Genomic DNA, 15,388 nt, shown 5'->3' on the forward strand with positions numbered 1-15,388 from the left:
ATCACATCGTGCACGCAACTTCTCCCGTGGTGGGGTCAGCGACGACCGACCGCGAGTTCACCCGTCGTGGGTGAGTCCGTCGTCGCGGCCTCGGGCGCCGTGTGATCGGCAATCTTCTGGCGTCCCACGTCTACGGCGTGCAGCGTCTGCTCCTTGGCCTGACCGTATGCGTTCAACGCCCAGTCCTTGGCGCGCTCCGCGCCGCTGACGTCGTCAGGAATCGAGTCGACACCACCCAACAAGTCCCAGTCATTGTCTCTGCGCTCGATCTCGTCATACACGTGATCACCCAACCGGCGGCGCTCCGCCCCCGAAATGAGCCCAATGAGGTGTTGCAGACGCCCCTCCGACAGTCCCGCCACCGCGAACACCACGAGCGCGAGCACGATCAGAACGGTGAGTGTGGAACCTACGTTCTCAAACATGGGGCGAACCTCATTCAACGAAGCCTGGTCGCTCAGGACTCTAGGTCCCGAAGCGACAGATGTGTACATAACGGACATGGGTGGCCGGGGAAGGATCGGGAGTCGCTCCAGATCACAACCGCGGCGTGGTCGTGACAGCACCGCCTACGGGAAGCGATAGCCTCCCCCCATGAAGAACGCACCAAGCGCGCGCTCTCGTTGGGTGTGGATCACAGCAGTGGCAATCATCGTCATCGTGACTGCAGTGACCGCGGTGCTCGCCACACGAGGCGACTCAGATCCAGATTCTCCGGATCCCAGTCCCGATCTCACGGCGGGCGACGGCTGCAACGCCGTCGATGTCGATTATATCGATCTGAACTCTCAGATCTCTGAGCCACCCGCCCGCGTTTGCTTCACCATCGACACCGAATCTCGCGTCACGATCGGCGCCGCGTCGCTAGACCCAGACACGCCCATTACCCTCACCGTCAGCACCGGTGACGCCACCGTCATCGACAGTGCCGCGACCACAGCGACAGCAGATCCAGAGATCACAGCCACGCTCCCCGCCGGCGACTACCTCATCGCTGTCACGGCCGTCGCGGACTCGGCGGTTCCAGCGCCGCCGTTCATCCTTGTCACGGAGTCCGCACCCGCGAGCACCCCAGCAGCCTCCCCCGCGCCCGACGCATCGGCCCTCCCCGCGCCCGCCGACTGTGGTGACACCATCCCGCTACTCGCCAACGGCGTCTCCGTGATGGTGGACTCCACGCAGCCCTACGCGTGCCTGGAACTGCCACAACAGTCCTTCGTCAAGGTCGGCGCGGACTCCAGCGCGGATCCACAAGCATCTGCCGACCTTCGCCTTGCTGTCCTCACCACTGACGGCACCGGCACGGTCCTCGCCACTACCGACGACACCTTTGGCACCGACCCGGAAGTCAACACCGCACTGGAGGCCGGCACGTATGTGGTGGAACTCGCCGCCTGGGACTCCGCAGCGTTCACCGCAGTACAGGTCTACTACGACAACTCCGGCACCTTCATCAGGCAGGGAGAACCGGCAACGAGCCACGCTGACCTCTCCCCCTCCATCTGCGAGGCCGTGTCCACCATCGAGGTCGGAGCGACGATGACAGCGGACGAGGACGAGCCCTACATCTGCGTGACCGTCGGCTCAGCGGCGCGGCTGACGATTGAAGCCGCAAGCCTGGACGGACAAGATCTCACGCTGGAAGTGCTGGGGTTTGACGACAGCGGGAGCCCGTACCGGATCGCCTGGACCGATTCCAACCCCTACGCGACAGGCCTCGCCGATTTTGACCCACTACTCGATCAGATAGTCCCTGAGGGAACCTGGGTGATTGCCGTGGCCGACGTCGCGGGGATTCCCGGACACCACTACGACCTGCGAGTGATCGACAGCCAGCAGTAGCTGCGCCGGGGGCACCCGCGCGAAACGGCCGCGCTACGCGGCGTCCTCCTTGAGCCGCTGCGAAATCACCGTCGTCACGCCGTCACCGCGCATCGTCACGCCATACAGCGCGTCCGCGATCTCCATGGTGCGCTTCTGGTGCGTGATGACAATCAACTGACTGTCTTCCTGCAACTCGGTGAAGATCTCCAAGAGTCGCCCCAAGTTCACGTCATCGAGCGCGGCCTCGACCTCGTCCATGACATAGAACGGGCTCGGGCGGGCCTTGAAGATTGACACCAGCATCGCGACAGCGGTGAGCGAACGTTCGCCTCCAGACAGCAATGACAGGCGCTTGACCTTCTTGCCCGCAGGACGCGCCTCCACCTCAATACCGGTCGTCAGCATGTTCTTGGGGTCAGTCAGAACGAGCTTGCCCTCGCCTCCCGGGAACAGTCGTGGGAAGATGCGGTCGAACTGCTTCGCGGTGTCCTCGAACGCCTCAACAAAGATGCGCTCCACGCGCTCATCGATCTCCCGCACAATCTCCAGGAGGTCTTCGCGCGACTTCTTGATGTCCGTCAGTTGGTCCTGCAGGAACGTGTGGCGTTCCTCAAGGGCAGCGAACTCTTCGAGTGCCAGCGGGTTGACGCGACCCAACTGGTTCATGGCACGCTCCGCGGCCCGCAGTCGCTTCTCCTGGCGTTCACGCACGTACGGCTCCGTGGGGAGCTCCCCGTCGTCGTTGGGTTCTCCGTCAATGATGGGAACCGGCAGGTGCGGTCCGAACTCCTCCACCAACTGCGCGGGGTCCATGCTGAGGTCGTCAACTGAACGCTGTTCGAGTTGCTCCCACCGCACCTTCATCTGGGCGCGCATGACTTCATCACGGTGAGCGTCATCGGTGAGGCGCCGGTGTTCATCAGCGAACTGCTCCACCAGGGCGCGGAGGTCGCCCAACTGTCCTGACCGCTCGGCTCGGGCCTGCTCAGCGGCAGCGCGCTCGTCATCCGCTTGTGCCACGGAGACGTCGATGGCGGCGAGAGCATCGGCGCATCCGGCGATCACTTCGCGGGCAGCGGCGGCTTGTCGTTCGCGTCGCTTGGCGGCGGCCTCGGCGCGGGCGCGGGCATCGCGTTCGGCAACGACCGCCTTCTCCAGGGACTCGGCACGGGAAGCGAGTGCACGGGCACGCTCTTCCGCAGTGCGCAGCGCCAATCGTGCTTCCGTTTCCCGTGCGCGGGCCGCACGGGCGGCTGCTTCGTCCTCATCGCGCTTGACCTGCGCATCGTGGGTGTCGGACTCCGTCTGCTCGGGCTCTGCTTGCGCGGCGGCGAGTCGTTGCGTGAGCCCCACCAGCTCCTCAGACTGTTCTGCCATACGAGCCTGGGCCGCCTCGATCTGACCCACGAGTCGTTCCGAGTCCGCTCGGGCTGCGCGCGCAGAAGCGCCCAAGTGTCCCAGCTGCTCAGCAACCGACGCCATACGCGCATCGGACTCGTTGAGCCGCTCGAGCGTCAAGCCGTGGTGAGCGCGCGCGTCCGACTCCGCTTCTTGGGCATCACTCAACGCAGCCTCAGTCGTGTCCACCGTGCGCGCGGCCTCGTCACGCTTGGTGCGCGCTTCATCAAGCGCGGCCTGCATATGCAGCACGCTGGGGGCATCCCCTGCACCTCCCGATGCAGACCTGACTCCGAGGACGTCCCCTCTCCTCGTCACCGCAGTGACAGCGGGAAGGTCAGCGACCAGCGCGCGAGCCGACGCCAAGTCATCCACGACGGCAATCCCCGCCACGAGCGAGCGCACGGTTTCCGCAATGCCTCCGGCACCTGTGACAAGGTCCGATGCCCAGGCAGCGCCCGACGGCAGCGTCACGGGGGGCTGGGTCACGGTGGCGGTGGGGTCAGCGACCAGAAAACGTGCGCGACCTGCGTCTTCGTCGCGCAGCCAGCGAATCGCGTCGACGGCGTCCTCGACGGAGTCCACGGCCAACGCATCGGCCAGCGGCCCCAGGGCTGCTGCGATGGCGTCCTCGGCGTCTGCGCCCACCTCGATGAGGGCGGCAACCGTGCCGCGCACTGCCGTGGATCCGGCCGCGAGCAGCTCTCCTGCACCGTCTTTGCGGGCGAGGGAGAGTTCGAGCGCCTCCGCTTTGGCGGCACAGGTATCGCGTTCACGCATGGACACGTGCAGGGCATCCTTGAGCTCGTCGCGCTTGAGTTTGGCGGCTTCCCACGCTTCCGTCGCGGCCTCATGCAAGGCCTCGAAGTCCTCGTCGTCACCTTCGACGCTTGCGACGGTGTTCTCCAGGGCCTTGAACTCGGTGGTGGCGTCTTGGGCACGCTTGTCGGCGTCGTCCTTGGCTTCGCGCAGGCGGCCAATCTCGGCTTCGGCCGCTTCCACTCGGCTACGGCGTGCGGCGACATCGCCGGCGAGCCGGGCGACCCCTTCACGGCGGTCCGCGACCGACCGCATCAGATTCCCCAGGTGCTTTTCTGACCCCTGCGCCACCTCTTCTGCTTGCCGGCGGGCTTGCTCGGCTTGGTCGAGCGCGGTTGCGGCAGCCGCGACCTCAGCGTCCAGTTCCGACACCGCGACCAGGGCGCGTTCCAGTTGCTCATCGAGGTCCACCAAGTCGGTGGGCGGCGCGCTGTCGGTGGCTGATCCCAGCATCCGTAGCCGCTCCTGCGCGAGCGATTCGAGGTTGCGCAGGCGCTCTCGAATGGCGCTGAGCCGGTAGTAGATGTCGTTGGCAGCGGTTAGGGCTGGCGTGGCCTCAGCGGCAGCCCGTTCCAGCGTGGCGAGCTGATCGCGTGCCTGTGCAAGTTCCTTTTCCACCTGCGTGCGCCGTTCCTGGAGCGCAGATTCGTCAGCCTTGCCAGCATCCATCTGCGCTTGCATCTGCGCCAAGTCATCGGCGAGGAGGCGCGCACGGGCGTCACGGACATCGATCTGAATGTGCTGGGCACGGCGCGCCACTTCGGCTTGCTTGCCCAGCGGCCCCAGTTGACGGCGGATCTCTGCGGTCAGGTCCTGGACTCGCGTCAGGTTCGCTTGCATCGAATCAAGCTTGCGTAGCGCTTTATCTTTGCGGCGACGGTGCTTGAGGATGCCGGCGGCTTCTTCAATGAAGTGACGGCGCTCTTCTGGCGTGGCACGCAAAACCGCGTCGAGTTGCCCCTGACCCACGATCACATGCATTTCGCGGCCCAGGCCGGAGTCGCTCAGCAGGTCTTGGATATCCATCAACCGGCAGTTCGAACCATTGATGGCGTACTCGGAGCCGCCGGACCTGAACAACGTGCGGGAGATCGTCACTTCCGTGTACTCGATCGGGAGCGCACCGTCGGTGTTGTCGATCGTGAGGGAAACCTCGGCACGGCCCAAGGGGGCACGCCCCGAGGTGCCGGCAAAGATGACGTCCTCCATCTTTCCGCCGCGCAGCGTCTTTGCGCCCTGTTCACCCATGACCCATGACAGCGCGTCGACCACGTTGGACTTGCCCGAGCCGTTGGGACCGACCACACACGTCACACCAGGCTCGAACTCGAGGGTCGTTGCGGAGGCGAAGGACTTAAACCCACGCAGCGTCAACGTCTTGAGGTGCACGGATGTCAGCCTAGGGCACGATGGCGCGCGATCATGCGAGCCATTCCAGCGTGGTCACTCATCAAAAATCGAGCGCCGATGCCAGGGTGACCCTGGCATCGGCCCTCAAGCTTTGGCGTGGGGTGAGTTAGCGGGACTCGGTGGACGCGACCTCAGAGTCGTCCGTGACAACGGCGCCCGACTTCAGTTGCATGGCGGCGACCTTGGTCTGCGTCAGCAACGCGGACCGCTTGGCGCCCCAGTAGTCCATCACCGCGAACAAGACGCCAGAGATGACGAACGTGAAGTGCAGGCCGATGCGCCACGCCACAGCCTCGTAGTCCATCTCCTTGCCGTCCGCATCCACGAAGTCCTTGAGCAGCAAGATCACAGAGATAGCGACAAGCGAGCCGATGAGCTTCATCTTGAGACCTGAGAAGTCGACGGTGCCCATCCACGACGGGCGGTCCTCCGAGTCCTCGGCCACCTTGATCTTCGAGACGAAGTTCTCGTACCCCGCGAAGATCACGATGAGAATCAGGTTGCCCAGGAGCGCAATGTCGATCAGGGTCAGGATCTCAACGGTCACGTCTTCCGCGCTCTTGGCGAACGTGTACGTCGACACCATCTTCCACAGTGCCGCAAAGAACTTCACGGTGACGAGCAGCAATCCCGCCAACAGCCCCACATACATGGGGGCCAGCAACCAGCGGCTCGCGAAGATTCCCCGCTCGAGCCCATCCTCGAACTTACTCATGCAAGACCCGGGAACCAGATCGAAATCTCACGTGCAGCGGACTCCGGTGAATCCGAGCCGTGCACCAAGTTCTGCAACACCGCAGTGGGCCATTGACGACCCAGGTCTCCACGGATGGTGCCAGGCGCAGCGGTGGTGGGGTCAGTGGTGCCCGCGAGCGAACGGAATCCTTCGATCACGCGGTCGCCTTCAGCGACGATCGCGAGCGACGGACCCGACAGCATGAACTCCACCAACGGCGCATAGAACGGCTTGCCCACGTGTTCGGCGTAGTGCTGCTCCAGCAGTTCGGCCGTGGGGGTGCGCAACTCGACGGCAGCGAGCGTGTAGCCCTTGCCTTCGATGCGGCGCAGGACTTCACCTGCAAGGCCACGAGCCACACCATCGGGCTTCACCAGGATCAGCGTGCGTTCGGTCGGTGTCTGTGAGGGGACAGTCATGGCGATGAGACTACCGGGCGCAACCACCACGACCGTCACCTAGGACTTCGCCGTGGGACGATGGAACACGTGATCACGCTCGCGGACTTCGACACCTACCCCGACTTCCCCGTCGAGGGCATCCTGTTCTACGACATTGCCCCGATCCTTGCGGATCCGGAACGCTTCCGTGCCGCATGCGACGACCTCATGCCGGCCGATGCCGCAGTGGATCTGGTCGTGGGCGTGGACGCGCGCGGTTTCATCTTCGCGCCAGTGGTGGCGCAGGCACTCAATGTGGGCATGTCGATGGTGCGGAAGAAGGGCAAGATGCCCGGCGACTTGCTGGAAGCTGACGCCACCATCGAATACGGTGCCTCGGAACTCGTCCTCAACCCCAACGGCGTCGCCGGCAAGCGCGTCCTTGTCATTGACGACGTGCTCGCCACCGGCGGAACCGCTCGCGCCGTGGCCGACATGCTGCACCGCGCGGGGGCCGCGAGCGTTCAGTTCAGTTTTCTCATGGAGATCGAGGCTCTCCCGGGACGTGAACGGCTCGCAGGGTACGACGTCCACGCCTGCGTTAGCGTCTAGCCGCGCGACTTAGCGCAAAGGCCGCTTCATGAGGGCCACGCTGGCGCTCAGGACGAGCGTCACGCACAGCACCTGAAACAGGACAAACCCCAGGTTCGGCTCCAACGGGGCAGGATCTTGCTGTGCAAGCCAACTGCTGTGCAGGACCGTTCCCCACACAAACCCCACGGCTCCCACACCGGCCACGGGAAACCACAGCCAGCGGGGCGCGGGACGCGAGTCAGGGTTTTCTGCCAGGTGAGTCGCCCACCGTGAACGGGCATAGCGCCAGCATGCGAAGCTCAGCAACAGCCCAGAGAAGATCAGCGCATAGGTGCTGAGCGGTGTGCCCGAGGCATCGCCCGCGGCACGCTTCGCCACGACCTCATCGAGAGCCCAGAACACCATCGACAACCCGATAGTTGCGACCACGAAAGCCGCGGCCATACGCCACAACATGGGGCGGACGGGATTCACCGCACTCACGCTCGCCTGCCTTGGTCGACGGGCGGCACCTCTCCGGGGTGATCGTCGTCGTACTGAGCGCGCTCGCGGTCAATCTTGGTGCCCAAGCGCAACGCCAGGATCCAGATGCCCAGGAAAATGACTCCGATGATGGTGATGGCGGTATCGAGAAAGCCGGCCACCAAGAGCGGAATCTGAAGCGCCCAACCCAACGGGCGCCCCCACGACTTCTCCTGCTTGCCTGCAGCCCAGGCCATCAGCGCCACCAGGGTCAGCCCACCACCAATGGTCCACCCGACGGGAACATCAAGCATCCCGCCGCGTGTCAGCCCCCACACCAGCAGCATCGCGAAGAGCGCACAGAACGCCTCCAGCATCAGTACAGCTTGTGTAAAGACCAGCGTGGCCGAGCGCTTGGCTTTGACGACGTACTCGGCGTCGCCGTCGTCCGGAGTCGACACGGGTTCGGTCATCGCGCTTGGCCCGTGCCCTTGCGCTCGTCGGCACGCATCAGAATGCGAACCTCGGAAATCAGTGTCACCGACCCCACCGCAAGGACGCCAGCGCCCATGTCGTGGTCGCGTTCGGCGCGCTGCACCGCGCGGTCAATGGCGTCGGGAAGGTTGCTTGCCACCGAAACTCGGTCCTCCCCAAACAGCGGCAATGCGATGGCTTCCAGGTCCTCGACCGGGATCGCACGGGGACTGGTCGAGGCAGTGAGGACGATGTGGTCCAAAGCGGGCTCGAGTCCCGCCAGGATCCCTTCGGCATCCTTGTCCGCCAGGATTCCCACAATGCCCACGAGCGTCTCAAACGTGAAGGACTCGTCCAGCGCCGCCACCATGGCGTCGATGCCAGCAGGGTTGTGGGCGGCGTCTACCAGCACCATGGGCGACGTCCGTACTGCTTCAAGGCGACCGGGAGACGTCACCGAGCCAAAGCCCGCTTCCACAGTCTCCGCGCTCAACGCCGCGGGCTCTCCCCCGTCGGCGAGCAACGCTTCCACCGCCGCGAGCGCCAGCAAGGCGTTCGACGCTTGATACTCGCCGTAGAGCGGCACGAAGATCTCGGTGTACGTCGCGGCCGACGTGCGCAATGTCACCAACTGGCCGCCCACCCCGGGCTGGCGTTCCACGACCTCAAGGTCTTGGCCTTCCCACCGTGCGCGAGCATCGGCCTGTGCCAGTGCCTCGTACAGGACCGGAAGCACTACCTCAGGCTGTTCGGAGATAACTGTGGCAGCACCGGATTTGATGATGCCGGCCTTCTCCGTGGCGATCTCCACCAGCGAGTCACCCAACCATTGCGCATGATCCATGGAGATAGGAGTCACCACAGAGACATCGCCGTCGGCGACATTCGTGGCGTCCCACACGCCACCCATCCCCACCTCGATGACAGCGACGTCCACGGGAGCGTCCGCGAACGCTGCATACGCGAGCACCACCAGCACCTCGAAGAAACTCAGGCGCGGGCCACCGTTCTCAGCGGACTTGGCGTCGACCAAGTGAATGATGGGGGCGACTTCGCCCCACAAGCGGATGAAATCCTCTTGCGCAATGGGCTCGCCATCAATCTGGATGCGCTCACGTACCGAGGTCAGGTGAGGCGACGTGAACAGGCCCGTGCGCAGGCCGTGTTCACGCACGAGCGACTCCGCCATGCGCGCTGTCGACGTCTTCCCGTTGGTGCCTGTCAGGTGAATGACCTTGTAGGCGTGTTGCGGGTCGCCGAGGAGCGCGCACACGTCACGCACACGATCGAGCGTGGGCTCGAAGTCGTGTTCGGGGTTGCGGGAAATGATGTGCTGGTAGATCTCGTGCTCAGCCTCATCGGGCGTCAAGCCGCCGAGCACCAGGTCAGAAGACTCAGGCATAGACACCAGTGTCCCACGAGCACTCCCGGCTCGGGTGCCGACTACTAGGCAGGCACCACCTCAGTCGACGCTTCGCCGGCATCGGCCAATCGCGGCGGCACAACGCGCACCTGCGCCTCGTGTTCACGTGCCACAACCTTGCGTGCCGCCGCCACCAAGGTGATCGATCCCGCGACCAACACTCCGGATTCCGGCCCAGCCGCGCGGGCCATGGCAGTCGCGACGCCCAGCGCCTCCGCGACTGTAGAGGCGACGGTCACGCGATCCGGACCCCAGACTTCACGCGCTGCCGATGCGAGTTCCTCAACCGGCGTGGCACGTGGCGAATCAGTCTGTGTGACGACCACGCGGTCCACGACCGGCTCAAGGCCATCCAAGATGCCAGCCCAGTCCTTGTCAGCAAGAACGGCCACGACGCCCACGACCGAGTCGAAGCCAAAGCTCTCATGGAGGGACCCGGCAAGCGCCTGCACGCCGTGCGGGTTGTGCGCAGCATCGACCACCACCGTCGGCGCCGCGGAGATGACTTCAAGCCTGCCCGGCGACGTCGCACCCGCGAAGCCGCGGGCCACTGCGGCAGGGTCCAGGACCCCGACGGGCGTATCAGAGCCGGCGAGGCGCTCAAGGAACGCCTCCACCGCAGCCAAGGCCACCAACGCGTTCTGGGCTTGGAAGTCACCGTGCAGCGGCACCAACACTTCTGCGTGCGAGCCGCCCATGGTCCGCAACGTCACGCACTGGCCTGCAGCATCCGCACGGCGACTCACCAGCTCATGGTGGATGCCCTCCCACCGCACCGCGGCATCGGCCTTCGCGACCGCTGCGCGAATAATGTCTTCCGCCAATGCCGGCTGCAGCGCTGACACCACAGTGGCGCCAGGCTTGATGATGCCGGACTTCTCTGCGGCCACACCTGCGACTCCGCCCACAAAGTAGTCAGAGTGGTCCTCCGCCATGGGGGTCAGAACCGCGACCTCACCGCTACCGTGGTTGGTGGCATCGCGCGCACCGCCAATGCCCACCTCAATCACTGCCACGTCAACGCCAGCATCCGCATAGGCAGCGAAGCCCAGGACCGTCAGGATCTCGAAGAAGCTCATCCGCGAGCCACCCTGGTGCAGCGACGACGCATCGACAGCCGCCACGACGGGCGCCACCCGCTCCCAGAGCGCCGCCAACGACTCCTGCGGAAGCGGCTGCCCATCGATCTGGATGCGCTCACGGAAGGTGGTCAGGTGAGGCGAGGTGAACAGGCCTGTGCGCAGGCCATGGGCACGCAACAACGACTCGATCATGCGCGACGTCGAGGTCTTGCCATTGGTTCCGGTCACATGCACGATGCGCAAGTGGCGCTGGGGATTTCCCAAGCGGGCAAGTGCATCACCGACGCGGCGCATCTTGGCGCCGTGGTCGCCATCGGGGGTACGGGAGAAGATCTCGGAGTCGATGGCACGCTCCGCAGAGGCAGGGTCAAACCCTGCAAAAAGGGGGTGGTTCACGAAGATATTTTGCGGCACGCCAGGGGGTGCTGATGACCGTTTTCGAGACCAATTTTCCAACGCCCCCACTCGCCGTATTTACCAGGGACGATGCACGGTCAAGAGCGGTTCAAGAAGTCCACAATTTCTGGCGCAACGGCGTGTCGCAGCGACTCGCCGGAGGGATGGTCCGCAAGCCACCAATAGTGCTCCACGTCCGCTCCCCTTGACGCGCCTTGAGCACCGGGGATGAGGGACGCATAGCGTTGGGCGTTGGAGACCGGTTCAGCCTCAGCATCGGCGTCTCCCCACATCACCAAAGCAGGAACGCTCACTGCCTCCAGCGACTGATCCGTCATGAGCGCACCCAGGCTGGGCGCCAGCATCACGATGCGGCTCACCCGGGCATCCGCCACGCTCTCCCCCGCACCCGCCAGGACACCGGCGAGGGCCGGACCTGGATAGCGATGCGACAACTGATCCAGCAGGTCCGGCATTTCTGGCAGCGGAGGCATGGGGACATGGCGGTCCATCACCGCCTGCAACACCGTTGCGTCAATCCGCGCACCCGCCAGCGCCGCACACGTGTACCCGCCCAGAGAGAAACCCACCGCCGAGATGCGTGCGGGGTCGACATGTAGCGCTTCGACAGCCCAATCCAGCACAAAGGACACATCGCGCGGTCGCTCCCACACGAAGGCGAAGCCCTCCGGCAGATAGGGACCGGTCGAGGTGTTGCCGTGATGATCGATGCCCACCACGACATGACCCCGCGCCGCGAGCGCCTCAGCAACCCACGCCAAATCGAGCGCCTGTCCCCCAGTTCCATGGGACAGCACAGTCAGCGGACGGCTGCCAGGAGCGCTACCGCCCGCCGTGTCGTCCCACACCGTGTCACCCCACACCGTGACACGCACAGGTCGCGCCTGGTCAGGGTCGACCCATGACCGGCGGGTGTCATCGTGGAGACGTTGGACTCGCATCCACCCAGTCAACCAGGGGTCAAACTCGCGCGCTAGGGCGCAACCTCCACCGCGATGGCAATCTCCGCACCTACCGCGACCGACACGCGGGAGTGACCTGTTGCAGGATCCTGCGCCAGAGTCTCGCGAGCGATGAGGTCAACCCAGGTCTGCACGGCGTCCACCTTGTCGGCGGGCACCGTCAGTGACAGCACAATGCGGTCGCTGACCTGGAGGCCTTCCGCCTTGCGAGTGTCCTGGACGGAACGGATCAGATCGCGGGCAAATCCCTCTGCTTCGAGTTCGGGCGTCAGTTCCGTGTTCAGCAGGACGAACCCGCCCGAGCCCAAAACGGACGCAGCTTCGGCGTCACTTCCGCCGTCGCCGATGACCGTAGCGAGCTCGTACTCGCCTTCGACCAACGCGATGCCGCCGGAGACGACGCCAGCGCTCGAGACAGACCAGTCACCGGTCTTGGCGCCCTTGATGGCAGCCTGCACATCCTTGCCGATGCGAGGGCCTGCGGCGCGCGCATTGACGCTGAGACGCTGCTCGACCGGGTGGTCAACGGTGAATGCGTCCTCGGTGACAACCTCGACAGCTTTGACATTGAGCTCGGAGGCAATCAGGTCCGCGTAGTCCGACAAAGCCGCGGGGTCAGCCACAGCGACCTTGAGCAGCTGAAGCGGCTGACGCACGCGGATCTTCTCAGCCTTACGCAAGGCGTGGGCTGCGGACACCACTTCCCGTACCTGGTCCATGACGGAACCGAGCGAGTCGTCACGCCATGCGCCAGGCACGGCCGGGTAGTCCGTGAGGTGTACCGAACGCTCACCCGTGAGACCGCGGTAGATCTCCTCGGTCAACAACGGCAACAGCGGTGCGGCCAAGCCTGTGACAGTCGTCAACACCGTGTAGAGGGTGTCAAACGCCTGGGAGTCCTCGGACCAGAAACGGTCGCGCTGAGTACGCACGTACCAGTTGGTGAGCAGGTCCATGAAGGACTGCAAGGTGTCCGATGCGCCAGGCACGTCGTACACGTCAAGCTGAGCGGTCATCGCGTCCGCCAGCTCGGCGGTCTTAGCCAGAACGTAGCGGTCCATGACCGGCAGGTCTGCCACGGCATCGGCCGCTACCGGCTTGGCGAGGTAACCGTCACCGCCATTGGCGGCACCGGCGTACAGCGTGAAGAAGTAGTACGAGCTCCACAGCGGCAGCATGACTTCACGCACGCCTTCGCGGATGCCCTCTTCCGTCACGACAAGGTTGCCGCCACGCAGAATGGGGGACGCGAGCAGGAACCAGCGCATCGCGTCCGAACCGTCACGGTGGAACACCTCGTTGACGTCTGGGTAGTTGCGCAACGACTTGGACATCTTGCGGCCATCCGAGCCCAGGACAATGCCGTGGCTGATGGCCGTCGAGAACGCCGGACGGTCAAAGAGCGCCGTGGCGAGCGCGTGCATCACGTAGAACCAGCCGCGTGTTTGCCCGATGTACTCCACGATGAAGTCCGCCGGGTTGTGGGTGTCGAACCACTCTTCGTTCTCGAAGGGATAGTGCACCTGCGCGAACGGCATGGAGCCCGAGTCGAACCACACATCGAAGACGTCCGGAATGCGGCGCATCGTGGACTGGCCCGTGGGGTCGTCGGGGTTGGGACGGGTGAGGTCGTCGATGTAGGGCCGGTGCAGGTCGGGCTCGCCATCCTCATTAAGCGGCAGGACTCCAAAGTCCGCTTCCAGCTCAGCGAACGAGCCGTAGACGTCGACGCGCGGGTACGACGGGTCATCGGAAACCCACACAGGGATGGGTGTGCCGAAGTAACGGTTGCGGCTGATGGACCAGTCGCGCGCCCCTTCCAACCACTTGCCGAACTGGCCTTCCTTGATGTGCTCGGGAACCCAGGTGATCTGGTCGTTAAGCTCGACCATGCGGTCGCGGAAGTCGGTGACCTTGATGAACCACGAGGAGATGGCGCGGTAGATCAAAGGGTTGCGGCAGCGCCAGCAGTGCGGGTAGCTGTGGTCGTAGGTCTCGTGGCGCAGCACAATGCCACGTTCCTTGAGATCGCGGATCACGTGGGGGTTAGCGTCAAAGACCTGCTGACTCTCATAGTCAGTGACCTGACTAGTGAAGCGTCCCTTGGAGTCAACCGGCACCACCGTCTCGATGCCAGCCTCGCCACACACCAGGGCGTCGTCCTCACCAAAGCCCGGCGCAAGGTGAACGATTCCCGTACCGTCCTCGGTGGAGACAAAGTCGGCCACCAACACCTGGTGCACGTTGTCCATGTCCGCGAAATAAGCGAACGGAGCCTCATAGCGCAGGCCCGCCAATGCGGAACCGTGGACGGTCGCCACCACCGCAGCGTCCTCGCCCAACTCGCGCTCATAGGCACCCTGCCGGGCTGCCGCCATCAGCACCTTGCGGCCGGCAAACGCGGACTCCGCACCAGCAGCCACCACCGCATACTCGATCTCTGGCCCCACGGCCACCGCCAGGTTACTCGGCAGCGTCCAGGGTGTCGTGGTCCAGATCAGCACCTCAGCGCCGGTGAGCGCCTCCTTCAGGTCAGCGTCGAGCGCGGACGCCGCCACGGCATCGGCCTTCAACGGCATCGCCACTGTCAACGCAGGGTCCTGACGGTTCGCGTACACGTCGTCGTCCATGCGTAGTTCGTGGTTCGACAAAGGCGTCTCATCGCGCCAGCAGTACGGCAGCACGCGGTGACCCTCGTAAGCCAGGCCCTTGTCGTACAGGGTCTTGAACGCCCAGATCACGGACTCCATGAAGGTGGGGTCCAAGGTCTTGTAGTCGTTGTCGAAGTCCACCCAACGTGCCTGGCGGGTGACGTACTCCTGCCAGTCGTCGGTGTACTTCAGCACGGCATCGCGGCACGTCTTGTTGAACGCGGCAATGCCCATCTCGTCGATCTGAGACTTGTCGGTAATGCCCAGGATGCGCTCGGCTTCAAGCTCAGCCGGCAGCCCGTGAGTGTCCCAACCGAAGCGACGCTCCACCTTTTTGCCGCGCATCGTCTCGAAACGCGGCACCGCGTCCTTGACATATCCCGTCAGCAAGTGGCCGTAGTGCGGAAGCCCGTTCGCGAACGGCGGGCCGTCGTAGAAGACGAACTCTTCTGCATCGTCGCGGTTGTCAATCGACGCCTGGAACGTCCCATCCTGCTTCCAGTACTCCAGCACATCCTCTTCAATCGAGGGAAAACTAGGGGAAGCAGGCACAGAGGAGTCAGGTCGATGCTGAGGGTAGGCACTCATGACGGTGGCAGTCCTTGGGTGTTGGCGTCGCAATCCTTAAGCGAGGACGCTCACCACAAGCACGTGCCTGGAAGAGCGCGGTACCACCTCGCTTGCCACCCTCCCCTGCCGTGCAGGCGTTGGATGACCACTCATGCCCTCGCTGTCACGAGGACGCCGCTGTGACGG

12 protein-coding genes are annotated in these 15,388 nt (G+C 64.5%); 2 read left to right on the forward strand and 10 right to left on the reverse strand.

The features are described 5' to 3' along the window. Positions 1 to 35: 35 nt before the first annotated feature. On the reverse strand, positions 36 to 425 hold the full coding sequence (locus ON058_RS08410; protein ID WP_274668603.1) for a hypothetical protein: 390 nt from the start codon (positions 423 to 425) through the stop codon (positions 36 to 38). Positions 426 to 594: 169 nt separating this feature from the next. On the opposite strand from ON058_RS08410, the gene ON058_RS08415 reads away from it, so the two are divergent. Continuing rightward, a complete protein-coding gene (locus tag ON058_RS08415) occupies positions 595 to 1,842 on the forward strand; it encodes a hypothetical protein (protein ID WP_274668604.1) in 1,248 nt (415 codons plus the stop codon). A gap of 33 nt (positions 1,843 to 1,875) precedes the next feature. Here the strand turns inward: ON058_RS08415 and smc are convergent, their stop codons facing one another. The 3 genes from smc to ndk all read right to left on the reverse strand — a co-directional run bounded on the left by smc (position 1,876) and on the right by ndk (position 6,606). Continuing rightward, positions 1,876 to 5,430, reverse strand: coding sequence for a chromosome segregation protein SMC (gene smc, locus ON058_RS08420; RefSeq protein ID WP_274668605.1), 3,555 nt, complete (start codon positions 5,428 to 5,430; stop codon positions 1,876 to 1,878). A 127-nt stretch (positions 5,431 to 5,557) separates the two neighbouring features. Next, positions 5,558 to 6,166: a TIGR00645 family protein gene (locus ON058_RS08425; RefSeq protein WP_274668606.1), complete on the reverse strand. Its 609-nt coding sequence runs from the start codon at positions 6,164 to 6,166 to the stop codon at positions 5,558 to 5,560. Next, complete coding sequence (gene ndk / locus ON058_RS08430) at positions 6,163 to 6,606, reverse strand: nucleoside-diphosphate kinase (protein ID WP_274668607.1); 444 nt, start codon at positions 6,604 to 6,606, stop codon at positions 6,163 to 6,165. Before ndk ends, ON058_RS08425 begins: the two co-directional genes overlap by 4 nt. A 60-nt stretch (positions 6,607 to 6,666) precedes the next feature. Here ndk and ON058_RS08435 point away from each other — a divergent pair, with 60 nt between their 5' ends. Then, positions 6,667 to 7,179, forward strand: a complete 513-nt coding sequence (locus tag ON058_RS08435; protein ID WP_274668608.1) for an adenine phosphoribosyltransferase — start codon at positions 6,667 to 6,669, stop codon at positions 7,177 to 7,179. Positions 7,180 to 7,188: 9 nt separating this feature from the next. On the opposite strand, the gene ON058_RS08440 is transcribed toward ON058_RS08435, so the two are convergent. From ON058_RS08440 to ileS, 6 genes are all read right to left on the reverse strand, one after another. Then, the gene (locus ON058_RS08440; protein ID WP_274668609.1) at positions 7,189 to 7,644 is read right to left on the reverse strand and encodes a hypothetical protein; all 456 of its coding nucleotides are present in this window, start codon (positions 7,642 to 7,644) and stop codon (positions 7,189 to 7,191) included. After that, positions 7,641 to 8,096 carry a DUF4233 domain-containing protein gene (locus ON058_RS08445; protein WP_274668610.1) on the reverse strand — a complete coding sequence of 152 codons (456 nt, stop codon included), beginning with the start codon at positions 8,094 to 8,096 and terminating at the stop codon, positions 7,641 to 7,643. Before ON058_RS08445 ends, ON058_RS08440 begins: the two co-directional genes overlap by 4 nt. After that, positions 8,093 to 9,499: a folylpolyglutamate synthase/dihydrofolate synthase family protein gene (locus ON058_RS08450; RefSeq protein WP_274668611.1), complete on the reverse strand. Its 1,407-nt coding sequence runs from the start codon at positions 9,497 to 9,499 to the stop codon at positions 8,093 to 8,095. Before ON058_RS08450 ends, ON058_RS08445 begins: the two co-directional genes overlap by 4 nt. A gap of 44 nt (positions 9,500 to 9,543) precedes the next feature. After that, positions 9,544 to 10,998, reverse strand: a complete 1,455-nt coding sequence (locus tag ON058_RS08455; protein WP_274668612.1) for a folylpolyglutamate synthase/dihydrofolate synthase family protein — start codon at positions 10,996 to 10,998, stop codon at positions 9,544 to 9,546. A 98-nt stretch (positions 10,999 to 11,096) separates the two neighbouring features. Continuing rightward, the gene (locus ON058_RS08460; RefSeq protein WP_274668613.1) at positions 11,097 to 11,960 is read right to left on the reverse strand and encodes an alpha/beta fold hydrolase; all 864 of its coding nucleotides are present in this window, start codon (positions 11,958 to 11,960) and stop codon (positions 11,097 to 11,099) included. A gap of 32 nt (positions 11,961 to 11,992) precedes the next feature. Next, on the reverse strand, positions 11,993 to 15,220 hold the full coding sequence (gene ileS / locus ON058_RS08465) for an isoleucine--tRNA ligase (protein ID WP_274668614.1): 3,228 nt from the start codon (positions 15,218 to 15,220) through the stop codon (positions 11,993 to 11,995). Positions 15,221 to 15,388 lie beyond the last annotated feature (168 nt).

Source organism: Demequina sp. B12, from assembly GCF_028823635.1.
Lineage (GTDB): Bacteria > Actinomycetota > Actinomycetes > Actinomycetales > Demequinaceae > Demequina.

What these genes read in the sequence shown, in the direction of transcription:
- ON058_RS08410 (WP_274668603.1), bottom strand. Translation starts at nt 425, where the DNA reads ATGTTTGAGAACGTAGGTTCCACACTCACCGTTCTGATCGTGCTCGCG.
- ON058_RS08415 (WP_274668604.1), top strand. Translation starts at nt 595, where the DNA reads ATGAAGAACGCACCAAGCGCGCGCTCTCGTTGGGTGTGGATCACAGCA.
- ON058_RS08425 (WP_274668606.1), bottom strand. Translation starts at nt 6,166, where the DNA reads ATGAGTAAGTTCGAGGATGGGCTCGAGCGGGGAATCTTCGCGAGCCGC.
- ndk (WP_274668607.1), bottom strand. Translation starts at nt 6,606, where the DNA reads ATGACTGTCCCCTCACAGACACCGACCGAACGCACGCTGATCCTGGTG.
- ON058_RS08435 (WP_274668608.1), top strand. Translation starts at nt 6,667, where the DNA reads ATGGAACACGTGATCACGCTCGCGGACTTCGACACCTACCCCGACTTC.
- ON058_RS08445 (WP_274668610.1), bottom strand. Translation starts at nt 8,096, where the DNA reads ATGACCGAACCCGTGTCGACTCCGGACGACGGCGACGCCGAGTACGTC.
- ON058_RS08450 (WP_274668611.1), bottom strand. Translation starts at nt 9,499, where the DNA reads ATGCCTGAGTCTTCTGACCTGGTGCTCGGCGGCTTGACGCCCGATGAG.
- ON058_RS08460 (WP_274668613.1), bottom strand. Translation starts at nt 11,960, where the DNA reads ATGCGAGTCCAACGTCTCCACGATGACACCCGCCGGTCATGGGTCGAC.
- ileS (WP_274668614.1), bottom strand. Translation starts at nt 15,220, where the DNA reads ATGAGTGCCTACCCTCAGCATCGACCTGACTCCTCTGTGCCTGCTTCC.